At 36.5% G+C, this 17,144-nt stretch carries 13 protein-coding genes and 2 tRNA genes; 9 read left to right on the forward strand and 6 right to left on the reverse strand.

All coding sequences use genetic code 11. The annotated features are described in order from the left end of the window. Window positions 1-176: 176 nt before the first annotated feature. The 6 genes from GWK10_RS15615 (at window position 177) to GWK10_RS15640 (ending at window position 6,409) form a co-directional block, all read left to right on the forward strand. Window positions 177-1,403: a Glu/Leu/Phe/Val dehydrogenase dimerization domain-containing protein gene (locus GWK10_RS15615; protein ID WP_164033326.1), complete on the forward strand. Its 1,227-nt coding sequence runs from the start codon at window positions 177-179 to the stop codon at window positions 1,401-1,403. A gap of 24 nt (window positions 1,404-1,427) precedes the next feature. After that, the gene (gene nhaB, locus GWK10_RS15620) at window positions 1,428-2,960 is read left to right on the forward strand and encodes a sodium/proton antiporter NhaB (protein ID WP_164033327.1); all 1,533 of its coding nucleotides are present in this window, start codon (window positions 1,428-1,430) and stop codon (window positions 2,958-2,960) included. 62 nt (window positions 2,961-3,022) lie between these two features. Then, window positions 3,023-3,718, forward strand: coding sequence for a MotA/TolQ/ExbB proton channel family protein (locus GWK10_RS15625; protein ID WP_164033328.1), 696 nt, complete (start codon window positions 3,023-3,025; stop codon window positions 3,716-3,718). Between the two features lies 1 nt (window position 3,719). Further along, on the forward strand, window positions 3,720-4,112 hold the full coding sequence (locus GWK10_RS15630) for an ExbD/TolR family protein (protein WP_164033329.1): 393 nt from the start codon (window positions 3,720-3,722) through the stop codon (window positions 4,110-4,112). 116 nt (window positions 4,113-4,228) lie between these two features. Next, window positions 4,229-5,152 carry an energy transducer TonB gene (locus GWK10_RS15635; protein ID WP_164033330.1) on the forward strand — a complete coding sequence of 308 codons (924 nt, stop codon included), beginning with the start codon at window positions 4,229-4,231 and terminating at the stop codon, window positions 5,150-5,152. Window positions 5,153-5,236: 84 nt separating this feature from the next. Beyond that, the gene (locus tag GWK10_RS15640; protein WP_164033331.1) at window positions 5,237-6,409 is read left to right on the forward strand and encodes a bifunctional folylpolyglutamate synthase/dihydrofolate synthase; all 1,173 of its coding nucleotides are present in this window, start codon (window positions 5,237-5,239) and stop codon (window positions 6,407-6,409) included. A 503-nt stretch (window positions 6,410-6,912) separates the two neighbouring features. On the opposite strand, the gene GWK10_RS15645 is transcribed toward GWK10_RS15640, so the two are convergent. Next, window positions 6,913-6,987, reverse strand: a tRNA-Val gene (locus tag GWK10_RS15645). 121 nt (window positions 6,988-7,108) lie between these two features. On the opposite strand from GWK10_RS15645, the gene GWK10_RS15650 reads away from it, so the two are divergent. Next, complete coding sequence (locus tag GWK10_RS15650; RefSeq protein WP_164033332.1) at window positions 7,109-7,834, forward strand: glycosyltransferase; 726 nt, start codon at window positions 7,109-7,111, stop codon at window positions 7,832-7,834. Here the strand turns inward: GWK10_RS15650 and GWK10_RS15655 are convergent, their stop codons facing one another. The 5 genes from GWK10_RS15655 to GWK10_RS15675 all read right to left on the reverse strand — a co-directional run bounded on the left by GWK10_RS15655 (window position 7,835) and on the right by GWK10_RS15675 (window position 15,625). After that, window positions 7,835-8,854, reverse strand: coding sequence for a cytochrome d ubiquinol oxidase subunit II (locus tag GWK10_RS15655; RefSeq protein ID WP_164033333.1), 1,020 nt, complete (start codon window positions 8,852-8,854; stop codon window positions 7,835-7,837). A 1-nt stretch (window position 8,855) separates the two neighbouring features. Further along, window positions 8,856-10,163 carry a cytochrome ubiquinol oxidase subunit I gene (locus GWK10_RS15660; protein WP_164033334.1) on the reverse strand — a complete coding sequence of 436 codons (1,308 nt, stop codon included), beginning with the start codon at window positions 10,161-10,163 and terminating at the stop codon, window positions 8,856-8,858. A 176-nt stretch (window positions 10,164-10,339) separates the two neighbouring features. Further along, window positions 10,340-10,930 (reverse strand): DinB family protein, encoded by a 591-nt coding sequence (locus GWK10_RS15665; RefSeq protein ID WP_164033335.1) that lies wholly within the window; start codon window positions 10,928-10,930, stop codon window positions 10,340-10,342. A gap of 124 nt (window positions 10,931-11,054) precedes the next feature. Next, the gene (locus GWK10_RS15670) at window positions 11,055-14,702 is read right to left on the reverse strand and encodes a M1 family aminopeptidase (RefSeq protein WP_164033336.1); all 3,648 of its coding nucleotides are present in this window, start codon (window positions 14,700-14,702) and stop codon (window positions 11,055-11,057) included. Window positions 14,703-14,737: 35 nt separating this feature from the next. After that, window positions 14,738-15,625 carry an ABC transporter ATP-binding protein gene (locus GWK10_RS15675; RefSeq protein ID WP_164033337.1) on the reverse strand — a complete coding sequence of 296 codons (888 nt, stop codon included), beginning with the start codon at window positions 15,623-15,625 and terminating at the stop codon, window positions 14,738-14,740. A 188-nt stretch (window positions 15,626-15,813) separates the two neighbouring features. On the opposite strand from GWK10_RS15675, the gene GWK10_RS15680 reads away from it, so the two are divergent. Beyond that, window positions 15,814-15,888 (forward strand) — tRNA-Val (locus GWK10_RS15680). A gap of 366 nt (window positions 15,889-16,254) precedes the next feature. Then, window positions 16,255-17,139 (forward strand): ABC transporter ATP-binding protein, encoded by an 885-nt coding sequence (locus GWK10_RS15685; RefSeq protein WP_164033338.1) that lies wholly within the window; start codon window positions 16,255-16,257, stop codon window positions 17,137-17,139. Window positions 17,140-17,144: the final 5 nt, after the last annotated feature.

Below are 17,144 nucleotides of genomic sequence, written 5' to 3' on the forward strand. Positions count from 1 at the left end.
GTAACTTCATGATTCTTAAAAAAGCATCTTAACCACGCTTTATAGTTTTATATATTTGCACAATTCTTCATTAAATAATTTGAAAATTATGGATCAGCTTTAACCCCGCTTGGGGATTTCATTAAACACTTTATAGTTTCTACTTTTCTATTTATTCAAATTACAATTCATTAATAATGAAAGAACTTTTACAAAAATTCGAAGATAAATCACCTGAGATTGTTTTCCATTGGAATGACGCTGAAACTGAAGCCGAAGGATGGACCGTTATTAACTCATTACGAGGCGGTGCAGCAGGTGGCGGAACAAGAATGCGTGTTGGCCTAGACAAAAACGAAGTACTATCACTTGCTAAGACCATGGAAGTGAAATTTACGGTTTCTGGTCCGGCAATCGGCGGAGCAAAATCGGGAATCAACTTCGACCCATCCGATTCAAGAAAAGAAGGCGTTTTAAAACGGTGGTATAAAGCGGTTTCCCCTTTATTAAAAAGCTACTATGGTACTGGTGGTGATCTAAATGTTGATGAGATACATGAAGTAATTCCTATTACAGAGGCATCAGGAGTATGGCACCCTCAAGAAGGAGTTTTTAATGGCCACTTTCAACCATCTGAAGCGGATAAAATAAACCGCATAGGCCAACTAAGACAGGGAGTGATAAAAGTGATTGAAAATCCGACTTTCTCACCAGATGTTGATAAAAAGTATACGGTTGCAGATATGATCACTGGTTATGGTGTCGCAGTGGCCGCAAAAAACTACTACGACATTTATGGTGGCTCTATTGAAGGTAAAAAAGCTATAGTACAAGGTTTCGGGAATGTAGGATCAGCCGCTGCATTTTATTTAGCGCAGATGGGTGCTAAAGTTGTTGGAATTATTGACCGAGTTGGTGGTGTGATTAAGGAAGATGGATTTTCTTTTGAGGAAATTACCGAGTTATTTCTAAATAAAGATGGTAACACGCTTGTAGCTGATAACATGATTCCTTTTAACGAGATGAATGATCGTATTTGGAGGCTACAAACTGAAATATTTGCTCCTTGTGCTGCATCGAGGCTGATTACTAAAGATCAGATTTCTCAAATGATCGACTCTGGCTTAGAAGTTATTTCATGCGGAGCCAATGTTCCTTTTGCAGATAAGGAGATCTTCTTTGGACCTATAATGGAATACACAGATGAGCGAGTAAGTCTTATTCCTGATTTCATTTCCAATTGTGGAATGGCAAGAGTTTTTGCTTATTTCATGGAAAGAAAAGTGCAAATGACTGATGAAGCCATATTTAATGATACTCAACATATTATAAAACAGGCCATTCAAAATATCTTCGATAACAATAACTCGAAAACAAATATCAGCAGCACAGCTTTCGAAATTGCATTAAAACAACTAATTTAGATTTTCAAAAAAAACCAACTAACTATGTTCAAAAGTTTCCTAGGCAATAGCCCAAGATGGTTTAAGCTTACCATGATTGGGTTCTTAATCTTCAATATTATATCATTTTTTGTCCTAGGAAAGACCATTACAGCTTGGATTTTTATAGGTGAATTTATCTTCACCTTAGCTATGGCTTTAAAATGCTATCCTTTGCAATCAGGGGGGATTTTAGCTATTGAAGCTCTAGCATTGGGCTTAACCCATCCTATGTATAAATTAGATGAGTTTGGAAAAGTAATGTATGATGAATTAGGAAAAGGTATAAAAGGTGGTGTACTTCATGAAGTAGAACAGAATCTTGAAGTTATATTACTTTTAGTATTTATGGTTGCGGGAATATATTTCATGAAACCATTGTTGATGTTTTTATTTAGCAAGGCTTTTACCAAAATAAAATCTAAGACCGCATTATCCTTACTGTTTGTTTTTCTTGCTGCAGTTCTTTCAGCATTCTTAGACGCACTTACTGTAACGGCAGTATTAATAAGTGTAGCTGTTGGTTTTTATGGGGTGTACCACAAAATTCATTCAAGCGCTACGGCAGATTATGATCAAGATGATGTTTTAGATAGGAAAGCATTGAGTGGAGAAACACTGGAGAATTTTAGAAGCTTTCTTAGAAGTTTAGTTATGCATGGCGTCGTAGGTACTGCTTTAGGTGGTGTTTGTACGCTTGTGGGCGAACCACAAAATTTATTGATTGGGGACCGTTTGGGATGGGATTTTATCGAATTCTTCCTACAAATGATGCCCATTACATTGCCCGTTTTAGCAGCTGGACTTATCACAACCGTAATTCTTGAGAAAACGAAAACTTTTGGTTTTGGAGAAAAATTGCCGGAAGTAGCTAGAAAAATTATTGAAAAATATACTGAGGAAGAAGATGAAAAACGCACCGAACGTGAACGTCTTGGCTTAATTATTCAAGGTGTTTCAGCAATATTACTAATTGCCGGTCTAGCACTACATATCGCACCTGTAGGCTTTATTGGTCTGGGATTGATCATTGTTCAAACAGCGTTTATGGGCATAACTGAAGAACATAGCCTTGGGGCGGCATTTGAAGAGGCATTACCATTTACAGGTTTGTTGGTGGTTTTTTTTGTTATTGTTGCTATGATTCATGATCAGCATTTGTTTAAACCAATTATTGACGCTGCTCTAGAGATGCCTGCCTCACAACAACCCTCTATGTTTTATGCGGCAAATGGTATTTTATCAATGATTAGTGATAATGTATTTGTGGCAACCGTTTATATAGGAGAAGTGCAACAAGCATTTCAAAATGGGGTAATCGATCGTGAGCAATTTGAAAAATTAGCAATTGCAATTAATACAGGAACAAATTTACCAAGTGTTGCAACGCCAAATGGACAGGCTGCATTTTTATTCTTACTAACCTCTTCTTTAGCTCCGCTAATCAAATTATCGTATGGTAAGATGGTTAAAATGGCGCTTCCCTACACGATCGTTTTAGGTGGTGTTGGTTTAGCTGGGGTTATTTACTTCTTATAAAATCGCCGTATACTTTTGTGAATATATAGGCGTTATACGTAATAGATAATTAAAACTTTATAATGCTAACAACTATTATTCAGGATAGTGCGAAAAAGGTACTGGAAGAAGCCGGCACCGACCAAAAATCACTATCGATCGTTGAACTTATTAGTGAAGGAGAAACCTCAGGTCAAGTCATCATCCTACTGCTATTTATTTTATTACTTTTTGCTTGCTATATTTATTTTGAACGCATCTTAGCAATTAAGGCTGCTTCTAGAGTTGATCCTAACTTCATGAATCAAATAAAAGATCATGTAAGTAGTGGTAAGATCGACGCGGCTCTTATTTTATGTGCCCAAGAAGATTCTCCTGTATCTCGATTAATTGCAAAAGGATTAAACCGAATAGGAAAACCATTATCGGATATTAATACAGCTATCGAAAATGCTGGACGATTAGAAGTTTATAAATTAGAAAAGAACGTTAGCATTCTGGCTACCATTTCTGGAGCCGCACCAATGATTGGGTTTTTAGGAACAGTTATAGGGATGATTATTTCTATTTTTAATCTGGCAAATTCATCTACCGGAATTGATATTCAAATACTTTCTGGTGGATTATATACGGCAATGACAACTACAGTAGCCGGGCTTATCGTAGGTATTATAGGATACATCGCATATAACCATTTGGTAACTCGAACTACTAAAGTAGTGTATCGAATGGAAGCAAATTCCGTTGAATTTCTTGATTTATTAGAAGAACCAGCCTAGTATGAATATTAGAGGACGAAATAAAGTAACACCCGAATTCAATATGTCGTCGATGACGGATATTGTGTTCCTATTACTGATATTCTTTATGCTAGCATCGACATTGGCAACAACCAGTGCCATTGACATCTTACTACCCGAAGCAAAAGGAAAAACCGAGAATAAAAAATCAGTATCTGTTAGCATTACCAAAAATTTAGATTTTTATATCGACCAAAAGAAAGTTCGAACGAGTCGCTTAGAAAGTGCTTTAATCGAAGCTTTAAGTAATTCAGAGAACAAGAATATCGTTTTGCGCGCTGAGGAATCAGTTCCTGTGCAAAATGTGGTGCGTGTTATGGATATTGCAAATAGAAATAAGTTTAAGGTAATTCTAGCCGTAAAACCTAAATGAGTTTAGAGTTTAGAGTTTAGAGTTTAGAGTTTAGAGTTTAGAAAGTTTGAAAAAATTGGCATTTCTTTCAACAACAAATACTGCCAACTGAACACTAAAGACTGCATACCAAAAAGATGAGGGGATTTAAAACAAAATATGAGAAACAGTCGGCAGCGATTACAACCGTAATCGGTATAGTCATTTTGTTCCTATTATTCTTTTTTGTCACATTAGATCCCGATGATATTCCTGTTGAGTACGGAATGGAAGTCAATTTTGGCACTACTGATTTTGGAAGCGGCAACAAACAACCAAAGCAAAAAATTAGACAAGCCCCTACTCCTAAAATTTCCGAACCAGAAAAGGTTGAAGAAACAAAACCTCAAGAAGAAGCTAAGCCTAGCGAGCCTGCCAAAGCTGCAGAGACTACAAAAGCAGAAAATGTATTAACGCAGGAGCAAGAAGAAGCAATAGCTATAAAAAAAGCTGAAGAAGCTAAAAAAATTGCGGAGGCTGCTGAGCGAAAAGCAAAAGCAGATGCTGAACGCAAGGAACGCGAGGAGGCCGAACGAAAAGAACGAGAACGTCTAGCTGCTATAGCAAAGGCAAAAGCAGAGCAAGACGCTAAAAAGAAAAAACTAGATGCATTGCTAGGTGGAGTAACCGATTCGGATGGAACTGACTCCGGAAGTGAAGGAGATGACAACCAAGCAGGAGATAAAGGCAAAGAAAGTGGTGACCCTAATGCTAGTGGCTATTATGGTAAAGCTGGTAACGGTCGCGGGGGTAATTATCAGTTAGGAGGTCGAGCTCCACTATCAAGACCAAAACCAGAATATATTTGTAACGAGGAAGGTGTAGTAGTGGTACAAATATCTGTAAACCGAAGTGGAAAGGTGATAAGTGCTACACCAGGCGCAAGAGGGACTACCAATAGCGCATCTTGCCTGCTAGATAAAGCAAAAGCGGCCGCTCTAAAAACCAAATGGGAGTCTGATAGCAGCGCACCAGACAAACAAGTCGGTAAAATCATTTACAATTTTAAACTTACTGAGTAATTTAGCGTTTCGAAACTACTTTGAAACTTGAATAAAAATTCCACTTATTCCGAGACTATCGATTGGTTGTTTAACCAACTTCCTATGTACCAAAAAGTGGGAAAAGTGGCTTATAAGGCAGATCTTTCCAATATACAGAAACTAGATGAACATCTAAAAAATCCTCATCGCACATTTAAGACTATTCATGTTGCAGGAACCAATGGAAAAGGTTCTACTTCTCATATGATCGCCTCGATTTTGCAAGAAGCAGGCTATAAGGTTGGATTATACACTTCGCCTCATCTAAAGGATTTTAGAGAGCGCATTAGAATTAACGGAAAAGCTGTTAGCAAACAATTCGTCAGAGGATTTGTACATCGCAACTGGAATTTTTTTGAAACCAATTCGCTGTCTTTTTTTGAAATGACTGTTGGAATGGCATTCGATTATTTCGCGAAAAAGCAAGTTGACATTGCCGTTATTGAAGTGGGATTAGGCGGACGTTTGGATTCCACAAACATCATTACTCCCGAAGTCTCAGTTATCACTAATATTGGTTTTGATCATACGGCATATTTAGGGGACACCTTACCCCTAATTGCAGCTGAAAAAGCTGGTATTATTAAGAAAGATATTCCGGTTGTAATTGGCGAATTACAAGAAGAAACAATTCCAATATTTAGACATCTAGCCAGCGAGCGAAATGCTCCTATGACAGTTGCGGAGACAAGTACTTCGGAAACCTATAAATCCGATCTTCTAGGTAATTATCAAGAGAAAAACTGTAAAACCGCTATTGCTGCAACTTATCAACTAGCAAATAGAGGATTTAAGATCAATAATACTCATATAAAAAACGGACTATCTAATGTTCTCAAAAACACCAACCTTCAAGGTAGATGGCAAGTATTGCAGCAAAAACCGAAAATCATTTGTGATACTGCTCACAATAAAGAGGGATTAAGCCTAGTACTAAATCAACTCCGAAAAGAAAACTACCAAACCCTACATATCGTTTTGGGAATTGTTAAGGATAAAAATCTAAGTGATATTCTACCATTGTTTCCTAAAAGTGCGACCTACTACTTCTGTTCGCCTAAAATTCCGCGTGCTTTAGACACTAAAACATTGCATAAAGAAGCTAAAAAGTCTGGATTAACAGGAAGTATTTATGAATCTGTTCCAGATGCATTCCACAATGCAAAGGATAAGGCTAAAAGCGAAGATGTTGTATTTGTTGGCGGAAGTACGTTTGTCGTGGCTGAAGTAATTTGATAAACTATTAGAAATGAAAAAGGCCGAATTTCCTAAGAAATACGACCTTTTTTCCCAACCAAAAACCTAATGTAAATTGTTATGAAATCCGATCAAACATCACTAAAATCGGTTTCTATATTTTTTTGAAACTTGCTGTTGAAAGGGGCATTTTCAATCAGTGTTTCGTTATTATCGATTTACACATATAAAACAACTACAACCCAAAATACCCTACCTAAATTTTCATTTATTTAGTCATTTCTTTAGAAACCACTGTTTTTGTTGATGTTACGGCTCTATTTTTTTAATTCTATTAGGGATAATAGAGGTATTTGGTGAATGATTTTTAATGAGGGATTGAATATCCCATTGCGAAACCACTTCTGCAAATAGAATCCCGTAGGATGCTCTCGCATCCTTGGTCTTTTTTCATTTCAAAAATATGCTCGAGCTCGCTCGGCTTATTTTTGAAATGAAAAAATCCCGTTAAAACTATAGTTTTAACGGGATTCTGCTTGATGTGGGCGCTGAGGGATTCGAACCCCCGACCCCCTCGGTGTAAACGAGGTGCTCTGAACCAACTGAGCTAAGCGCCCTTATTGCTGTTAGCGGGTGCAAATATAGTTTTGTTTTTAATTTTGACAAAAGAAAAAGAAAAATATTTCATCTTATTTCAATTCTTAATTTTACCTAGATTTATTAAGCAACAATAACCACTTGTCAGACACCAATTATACCTTAACTATTATCATTCCTGTTTATAATGAACAGGACAATTTGAATAGGGCGCAAAATGAGTTGGAAGGTTATTTGGAAAAAGCTTCAGCTACAGCTTGTGTTTTATTTATTAATGATGGATCGAATGACAAAAGTCAGTCTATTATAGAGTCAATATGCAAATCAAATTCAGCATTTAAGTATATTTCATTCGACAAGAATTATGGACTCAGCGCAGCTATAAAAGCGGGATTTGATCATGCTGCAACTCCTTTAATTGGCTACATCGATGCCGACTTACAAACACACCCTGATGATTTCGAGCTACTACTTCCATATGTTGAAGAATTTGACCTCATTACAGGAGTCAGATCAAACCGACAGGACTCATTCATAAAAAACCTGTCTTCTACCATCGCAAATACGGTGAGACGATGGTTTACAAAAGATGGAATGACTGACACCAATTGCCCGCTTAAAATCATTAAAACTGATTATGCCAAACGTATTCCCATGTTTAGAGGTCTTCATCGCTTTCTTCCTGCTATGATCTTGCTACAAAATGGGAAAGTTAAGCAGATTCCTGTTCGGCATTTTGAACGAATTGCTGGAACTGCGAAATTTGGAGTTTGGAACAGATCCGTAGGTCCTTTGATGGATTGTTTTGCCTACTTATGGATGAAGCGAAAGTATATCAGTTATAAGGTTGCAGATAAAAGCAAATAATCACCTTTCTAATATTTTAATCATCTTAAATGACTTAAAAAGATGAAATAGTCCGGGTAAAATAAGAGCACCTCCAATAAGTAAAGAAATCCCTAATACATTCACAACCGAGGGCGATGCGATTTCGCTTAAAATATTTAATTCACCAGAGCGAGTATGTAATATATTAGGATAATGAGCAATAATAGGAACAAACAGCACAAATAGCACTTGCAGCCCAGCAAATAAACGACTTAATACCCGCTTCCCATTTCTGATTGCAAACCATAAGGGAACTAACAAAACACTAGAAGCAATGGCCAAACCAATTGCATATACATTAGATAAAAAACTATTTACAAAATCACTACTGCTAAAATAACCTATAATCAAGGTGATAAAACCAATTAGCACTACAGTTATAGTTGCTATCAAGGCTTTCTTTACATAAATAGTTCTGCTTTCTCTATCTGATTCACCTATTAACAAAATAGACGCTAAAAACGCGCATAAAGCTGCAAAAAACACGCCTACTAATAGTGAAAAGCTATTAAGCCAGGGCGATATATACAATTCGGTAAAACTATAGTTAACATCATTGGAGCCCATAATGATTTCTCCTTGCAAACAGGCTCCAAAAGTGAGACCTAGAAAAATAGGCGTTACTAAGCTTGATATTCTAAACATCCAATCATATAGTAATTGAGATCGATCTTTAAAGGCATCATAATGTCTAAAAACAAATGCAACGCCTCGCAGGGTAATTCCTAATAGCACCAAGGTTAACGGAATGTGTAAGTATACCACCAGAATATTATAGTATTTCGGAAACGCTATCCACATAATAACAATCATTAATATGATCCATATGTGGTTTGCCTCCCAAACAGGTCCCATTACCCTATAGACAGTTTTTTTTGTGAGCTGTTGATTCTTTTTAGAAGAAAATAATTCAATAATACCTGCACCAAAATCTGCTCCCGCTAGTAGCACATAGAGTACAAAAGAAATAGCTAAAAAACCTAATACTACATAAATCATATTACTTATGCTCTTTTAAATTCAGTGCTTTTATTTGTCGAATCATCAGCCAAGTCACAGCAATTGAAAGGGTGGCATACAAGCATACATACATGTAAAAACTAACGATTATACCAGGTACAGGTGTAACGGCATCTTTTGTTTTCATTACACCATGAATTATCCATGGTTGACGACCTACTTCAGTTACGATCCAACCAGCTTCTAAAGCAATAAAACCTGCTGGAGCAAGTAATACAAACAACAGCCAAAACTTACTTTTACCAAGCCAGCTTTTCTTTTTATAATTTGCAATAAAAAATAAAACCCCAGCAAGTGCCAAAATCGATCCTAAGCCTACCATTGTTTGAAAAGCATAGTGCGTAATTGCAACATTCGGAATCTCATCTTCAGGAAAATCATTTAATCCCTTTACCTCAGCATCAAAATCACCAAAAGCAAGAAATGAAAGTGCTTTAGGTATTGCAATCTTATAATTCACCTCTTTAGCCTCCGTATCGACAATACCGCCAATATAAAGTGGTGCACCTTTGGTCGTCTCATAGTGCGCTTCCATAGCTGCTAACTTTACAGGTTGACGAACTGCAATATCCTTTGCTGAAAGATCCCCACTAAGTGGTTGTAAGATAGCAGCAATTGCTCCGAAAGTAATCGCTATTTTAAATGCCTTTTTATGAAGTTCGACATTCCGTTTTTTCCATATTTGAAAAGCATGGATTCCGGCTACGGCAAATCCAGTTGCAGTAAATGCAGCTAAGGTCATATGAAGTGCTTGAGTAAACCAAGCTGGATTTAAAAATGCTTTAATAGGATCGATATTCAGGAATTCTCCGTTTACAAAATCGAAACCCGAAGGTGCGTTCATCCATCCATTAGCAGACACCACCAAAATTCCAGAAGCTACACCTGCCAAACCTACAATTACACCAGTAAACAAATGAAATTTTTCAGGTACTTTATCCCATCCATATAAATAAAAACCAAGTGCAATTGCCTCAACAAAAAAGGCAGCTCCCTCTAAAGAAAATGGCATACCAATAATAGGACCTGCATGCTCCATGAATCCAGGCCATAACAGCCCTAACTCAAAAGATAAAGCAGTGCCTGAAACAGCACCAGTAACGAAAAAGATTGCTACTCCTTTTTGCCAAGATTTTGTAAGTGTCAAGTAAATTGGATTTCTTGTTTTTAGCCATTTTCTATGTGATACAACCATAAAAAAAGGCATTACCATACCAATACAGGCAAAAACAATATGAAAGATAAGTGTGAATGCCATTTGCAGCCGAGCCGCATCTAGATTATCCATATTCTAGGCATTAAAAAGTGAGTTTTACAAAGATACTCACTGGGTCCTTTACACCCTACTTTTTATCTTAAAAACTGCAGTGTTTTCATTAAATAATTAGCACGTTATTACTTAGTAAATCATCTTTCTGTCAAACTCCAAGAAAGTCTCATTTTTCCTTTTTCTAATAGCGCTGATTACTCTCTTACTTTACCTGTAAATACGCTTATTTTAGGATTGATTGGATTTCCATTAGACCGTCGCATGGTAACCACCTGCCCTGTATGGTAAATTGCATCGGCTATTGGACCGTTAATCATATTCCAAAATGGGAATTCTGATGTCTGCCCTCCTCTATCAAAAACAACTTTCATATTGGCTACATCATCGGATGTTTTATCGCGCATTAAAAGTGCTGCTTCATTTAAATTGTCAAGTGTCATTTTCCGTAATTCGCCATAACTGTATTTAGATAGATCTTCGCCTCTGCCATTTGCAGTGCTCGTTGGTCCATTTTTAATCACGTTTGTTAAACCATAGATATGTTGTAAGGTTTCCATTATATTTCTAGCATCATCACTTGGTTTATAAGCTAGATCTTCCTCTTTTAAGTCTTTTGAAGCCCAATAATATCTAAATCCTAAACCTTCTATCATTCGTGCAACCATATTTCCAGATGAAAAAGTATCAGGTGCTGTCGGAATTTCTTTCAATGGAAGTTGAGCTTCTTGTGCTGCCATAAGCTGTATGATGAATAGATTAATAAATAGGACAATTATTTTTTTCATTTTCTTGTTTTTAGAGTTATCAAAGATAAACTAGTTTTCAATAGTGCTAATCCCTGAAAAGTGGGTATTAAAAAACCCATAAGCTTATTTACTTATGGGTTTTCTCATTAAAACTATCTAGACGTTATAATTTCCTCCTGTTATCGTTAGAGTTTGTATCGATTAATTTATTATATGGATCGACGCCAACCTCAACTGGTTTTTTGTCAACTATAATGGTAAGCTTGTTATTAATTTGAGTCACCTTATGTTTTTGCAAATAAAGCTCTACCTCTTTTAGATTGCCTTCCTCATCTTCTTCCTCACCGAAAATTCCAATATCGACATAATCCGCCAGTTTTACTGATAGCTCAGGTTTCCTCATTTTTTCAGTTTTGTAAGTCAGGGTATCACCTTCTTTTTCACCATAAAAGCGCTTGCCCTTTTCATCATTGCGATATTTACTTACATTAAACTCCATATCAATCTGATATTTACCATTGTCAAGCTCGGTTGAAGTAACATCTACGGTTTTATTTTTATATAAAGTGATGGTCTCAAACATATCTTTTATAACATACTGCAAAGAATCGGGCGTGACAGCTTTAATATGATTTACCATATCGATCGATGTTGTATAAGGCGCTTCTTGAAACTTCACTTTTTCCACATAATCTTTCAATGCGTTATTCAAGGTTTTCTCTCCGATATAATCACTTAACGCATAAAATATCAGTGATCCTTTTTGATAGCGAATGTATCCTTGTCCGTCATTATACATTAGTGGTTTTTCGCGCTTTTGTTCAAAGGTTCTTCTCAATAAATAATCATCAAGTGCTTTTTTCAAGAATTTTCTCATTTTTCTCTTTCCTTGCTGATGCTCCAGCACCTTTAAGGAAACATATTCTGATAAACTCTCAGACAACATGGTGGCTCCTAATACATCAGCCCCAATTACTTGATGTGCCCACCATTGGTGAGCCACTTCGTGTACAGTAATGGCAAATGGGTAATCAACACCACCTTCTTCGCTGTCATCTACATCAGCAATAAAACCTGCATCACCAGCATATGGAATCGTATTTGGGAACGATTGTGCAAAACTTCCGGACGGAAACTCTACTATACGCAATTGTTTATGTTGGTAGGGACCAAAATTCTCAGAATTATATGCTAAAGACGCTTTTAGGCCTTTCATAAAACGCTCAATATTATAATCGTGCCATTCGTGGTGATATATTTCTAAGTTCACATCTTTCCATTTATCACGAACTACCTTATATCTAGCAGAGTTATAGGCAAAGAAATTCAATATTTTACTATCCATTTTATAGTGGAAATAACGCCGACCGTCTTCTACCCATTCTTTTTGCAAATAACCAGGTGCGATTGCTATTTGGTCTTCAGAAGTACTTACGGTCGTTTCGAAATCAATCCAATCTGAATCGCTTCGTATATACGTATTGGTCAATGCTGTAGAATCAGATGGATGTGGCTTCAGCTCATTAGGTGGTAAATCGTATTTCTTGCGTGTTTTATTATCACGTAATTCACCTCCGTCGCTATACCCCAATGTCGGGAAAATCGAAAAGTTGTTAATGAACGTGCCATTTTCTTCTACCGGTGAATTTCGGCGTAACGATGTATTTGACTCATTTTCGACGGTAATACTAAGTCCAAGTGTATCGCCAGGCAATAAAGGTTGTTTCAACCTATAAATATCAAAATTATACAACGTATCTTCAGATACCAATGTATTCTCCCTATCAAAATTAAAAGTGCTCGGGTAGCTGTTATGATTCAAGAAAATACTATCGATTGCCTGATCAGTCTTATTGATCATAACATACTCGGCACTGGCCTTAAAATCTCTGGATTTAGGATAGATATTCATATCAGCTTTTACCGACACGATTCTTGGCTGTAAAGCACCTTGATACTTTTTATAGGTCTTTTCCCATTCGACGTTTTGAAGTTCACGTTCTTTAGACGAAGTTCGTTCGTTTTCGATGTTATTCTCATAATAAATTCTAAAACCCATAGTCAAAAAACTAACAAAGAACAATACGAAAGCAGCAACTGTTATTCCTTTAAATCTGGACTTAGCAATAGCCAATCTTTCTTTAAAAGAATGAGGTAAACCTCGAACCCAAAATAGCGTAGTCATCACTAATAAGGTTAAGCCACATAAGGTCCAATAACTTCTATAAATTAAGAATCGCGATAGAGAACCATAGTTGGTCATATCGGTATAACTAAAACCTCCTCCTTGGTTATACTTAAAGATTGCCTGCTCAATGCCAGCTAAGCTTAAAAACGGTAAACCAATTACAATCACTAAAAGAATAAACAAGCCTAAATATGGATTACCAACAAGCGTTTGAACAAACATTGCTAAAAATGCCCAAATAATAAAGACTATGAAGTTCAACACATAAAGCTCGAACATATAATGCCATATCTCAAAAGAACTAAAGCCCTGTGATATTTGATAAATAAGACCGGAAACCATTATTACAGTCAATAACAGTAATTGCATTTTCAATAATGCTAAAAACTTCGAACCAAATAATGTCCAGTTTGGAATTGGTGAGGCATCTACCAAATGGTTGACTCTAGCAATTTTACCACGATGCACCAACATACCTGCATATAAAAATGTACAGATAATAATGGAAAGGTAAAAAGCATCACCCTTGTCTAGCATCTTCCAGGTCATAGGCAAGGTCTTTGTTCCAAATAGATTTCCAACCTCTGAAATATTAATTACTATAAAAATCAAACCTATAAACACGATGCATATGAAAGGCCAGCTTTTGATGATATACTTAAAATCGGTATTAGACAGCCTCCAAGTGGTTCTTAAATTCTGAAGAAAAGAATAGTCCAATTGTACTTTTGGAAGGTTAATTCGAGTAATCCCTCCAAAATTGCTTTTTGTAGATCGTTCTCCTTTTTGTTTTCTAAAAGAAAAAGAAATGGCATTTTGGCTAAAACTGAACACCCTAAATACTAGTCCAAAAATCAGTGAAGCAACACCTAGCCAGATTAATCGGTTATATATGATAACGCCTTTAATAGGAAGCTGTAATTCATTTTTTTCGGAAACGGTCCAGTACTTTGTATAATAATCAGATGCAGAAAAACCAAAAGGATCCATTAATGCGCCCATATAGCGATTATCTGGATTTGTAATAAGGCCATCTAAAAGATCCCTTCCAAAAACTATAATTACAGCCACTATAAAACCGGCGGCAATATTTCTTGTAAATGTTACCACTGCAAAAATGATCGCACCAAATAGAACAATGTTTGGTAATGCGTAAACACCAAAGGCTGAGACGTATGACTGAAAGTTAAACCCAGTTACGATATCTGGGTTAGTACCTGGCAACCTAAAACCTATGAAAACACCTAAGGCAATGCAGAGGACAACAATCGAAACCACAAAAACTCCACTAAAGAACTTTGCAAATAAATAGTTGGCTTTAGTAAAAGGATACGAATACAATATAGTATGCATCTCGCTCTTATAATCTCTATAAATAGCAACACCAATTATTGAAGGAAAAAGGAATATAATTAGAGTAGCGAGACCATTAATTGCTCCCATAATTCCAATGGGAGAGTTCACAATATTGGCTGATCCAGTTGTAGCAGTTACAGAATCAAATATACCAGCCGAAGCTGCTGCAATAAGTATTGACAACAAGAAAAATATAGCAGCATATATATAAAAGGCAGGTCGTTTAAACCAATACCTTAGTTCGTTCATGAATATGGTAGAAAACATAGATAATATCTTAATAAATTAAAACTAAATATTGATTAAGCGCCTACTGATTCCCCTTCTTTTAAGGCGATAAAATAAACGTCGTCCAATTGTGGTTTGGCATTTTCAAAATCCGAGGCGGGTTTTTCTAATGCATGTACACGAATATTTAGTGTATTATCTTGATTGTAATTAGATGATAATATGTTGTATGAAGCTTCCATCGACTCCAAATCATCCCGCTCGATTACCTTAGTCCATATTTTTCCATCCAATTCCGCAGTGGCTTCCATAGGAGTGGTATGTTTTAAAATACGGCCACCGTTTAAAATCGCCATTTCATTACAAAGCTCTTTTACATCCTCTACAATGTGGGTTGAAAATATTACGGTACTATTTGTACCAACTTCGCGCAGTACATTTAAAAAGCGGTGACGTTCCGCCGGGTCTAATCCAGCGGTAGGCTCATCTACAATAATCAATTTCGGATTATTTAATAACAATTGCGCAATACCAAAACGTTGTTTCATACCACCAGAATATCCAGCAACATTTTTCTTTCTTACATCATAAAGATTAGTGATTTCAAGTACTTCCTTTACCAAAGTTTGTCTATCAGATTTGGTTTTAACACCTTTTAATGTGGCGAAGTAATCTAATAGGGCTTCGGCAGACATTTTAGGATACACTCCAAATGTTTGAGGAAGATACCCCAATACCTTTCTTAATGACATTTTATCTTCTAATACATTAATATCACCAAAAGAAATCGAGCCTGAATCTGGGCTCTGTAGCGTGGCAATCGTCCGCATAAGCGAAGACTTTCCCGCTCCATTGGGTCCTAGTAACCCAAACATTCCCACGCCTATTTCAATATTCACATTGTCGATAGCTTTTACTCCATTGCCATAGGTTTTGGAGAGGTCTTTAATGATAAGTTTCATATGTATTTTGCAATTAATGTAGTTAGTTTAAAAATATCTGCTTTAGAAATTTGTTATTGGACTAGTTTAACCGGCTTTTGTTACATAAAAATTAACTTTTATTTAAAATAGACGCCATTACTCTTTAAATAATAAGGCCAAGCAGTTTTAACTCTTTAAAAAGATGCCTATTTTCGTCATAAGAAAACGAAGCGTTAGCTCAGTTGGTTCAGAGCACTGCCTTGACAGGGCAGGGGTCGTTGGTTCGAATCCAATACGCTTCACATTAAGCACAATCCCAAGGGCATATACCCTCGGGATTTTTGTTTTTCGCGGCCCAAAATCAAAGGTTTTGAAGGCGGAGAAAGGCAAAAAATCCCGAAAACCTGATAAGGCTTGGGATTGTATTTGCAGTAGTGAACCGATTTTGGATCATCTTTAGATAATCCAATCCAATTCAAAACCTCATTTTTTTCAAGAAACTCTTGATCCTAAAAGGCTAATTTTACTGCTCCCGCCAAAAATTTTATTTCCCTAGCAAAACCAATGCACGTCAGGGCATTACTTACTTTAACAAAACAATAAGATGACAGGTATTGTAACTTAATGTATTTTGGATCGTCATATTTCCAACTAATTAAAACAATCCTATGAGCCATTTAAGTATCAACAATCTTTCAAAAACTTATCCTAACGGTGTAAAAGCACTTGATAATGTAAGCATAGAACTCGAAAACGGCATGTTCGGACTACTTGGCCCGAATGGCGCTGGGAAGTCCTCTTTAATGAGAACTATTGCTACCCTACAGGATGCGGATACAGGCTCAGTCACCTTAGATGATATTAATATTTTCACTCAACCTGAAGAACTACGAAAAGTACTTGGTTACTTACCTCAGGAATTTGGGGTCTACCCAAGAATATCTGCAGAGCAACTGCTAAATCACCTTGCTATTTTAAAAGGTTTCACCAATGGTAAAGAGCGAAAAGAAATGGTAAAATATTTGCTCGATAAGGTAAATCTTTATGATAAAAGAAATAAGAGTGTAAAAGGCTTTTCTGGTGGAATGAAACAGCGAGTAGGTATTGCCCAAGCTTTAATTGGGAACCCAAAGCTTATTATAGTAGATGAACCTACTGCCGGACTAGACCCTAGTGAGCGCAATCGTTTTTACAACTTACTTGCTGATGTTGGTAAAGAAGTTATAGTCATACTTTCTACGCATATCGTTGATGATGTGCGCGAATTATGTACCAAAATGGCGATAATGGATCAAGGGCAAATCGTGTATCAAGGTGCACCTCAAGAATCACTTGATGAACTAAAAGGAATGGTATATCAAAAAATTGTTTCTAGAGATTCTTTAGAAGAATATGCCGTTAACTACTCAATTATATCCAATAAAATGGTGGGAGGTCAGCCTGTTATTCACATTTTAAGTGAAACAGATCCTGGAAACGGATTTGAACAAGTACGGCCAAATCTTGAAGATGTGTTCTTCTCGAAAATAAACACTGCAAACACACTTGTTTAACCACT

It is taken from the genome of Spongiivirga citrea, assembly GCF_010671565.1.
Taxonomy (GTDB): Bacteria; Bacteroidota; Bacteroidia; order Flavobacteriales; family Flavobacteriaceae; genus Spongiivirga; species Spongiivirga citrea.

Excerpts from the sequence above, each read along its gene's own strand:
- GWK10_RS15615 (WP_164033326.1), top strand. The coding sequence starts at position 177 with ATGAAAGAACTTTTACAAAAATTCGAAGATAAATCACCTGAGATTGTT.
- GWK10_RS15655 (WP_164033333.1), bottom strand. The coding sequence starts at position 8,854 with ATGATTTATGTAGTATTAGGTTTTTTAGCTATTTCTTTTGTACTCTAT.
- nhaB (WP_164033327.1), top strand. The coding sequence starts at position 1,428 with ATGTTCAAAAGTTTCCTAGGCAATAGCCCAAGATGGTTTAAGCTTACC.
- GWK10_RS15685 (WP_164033338.1), top strand. The coding sequence starts at position 16,255 with ATGAGCCATTTAAGTATCAACAATCTTTCAAAAACTTATCCTAACGGT.
- GWK10_RS15630 (WP_164033329.1), top strand. The coding sequence starts at position 3,720 with ATGAATATTAGAGGACGAAATAAAGTAACACCCGAATTCAATATGTCG.
- GWK10_RS15660 (WP_164033334.1), bottom strand. The coding sequence starts at position 10,163 with ATGGATAATCTAGATGCGGCTCGGCTGCAAATGGCATTCACACTTATC.
- GWK10_RS15635 (WP_164033330.1), top strand. The coding sequence starts at position 4,229 with ATGAGGGGATTTAAAACAAAATATGAGAAACAGTCGGCAGCGATTACA.
- GWK10_RS15665 (WP_164033335.1), bottom strand. The coding sequence starts at position 10,930 with ATGAAAAAAATAATTGTCCTATTTATTAATCTATTCATCATACAGCTT.
- GWK10_RS15670 (WP_164033336.1), bottom strand. The coding sequence starts at position 14,702 with ATGTTTTCTACCATATTCATGAACGAACTAAGGTATTGGTTTAAACGA.
- GWK10_RS15625 (WP_164033328.1), top strand. The coding sequence starts at position 3,023 with ATGCTAACAACTATTATTCAGGATAGTGCGAAAAAGGTACTGGAAGAA.
- GWK10_RS15675 (WP_164033337.1), bottom strand. The coding sequence starts at position 15,625 with ATGAAACTTATCATTAAAGACCTCTCCAAAACCTATGGCAATGGAGTA.
- GWK10_RS15640 (WP_164033331.1), top strand. The coding sequence starts at position 5,237 with ATGTACCAAAAAGTGGGAAAAGTGGCTTATAAGGCAGATCTTTCCAAT.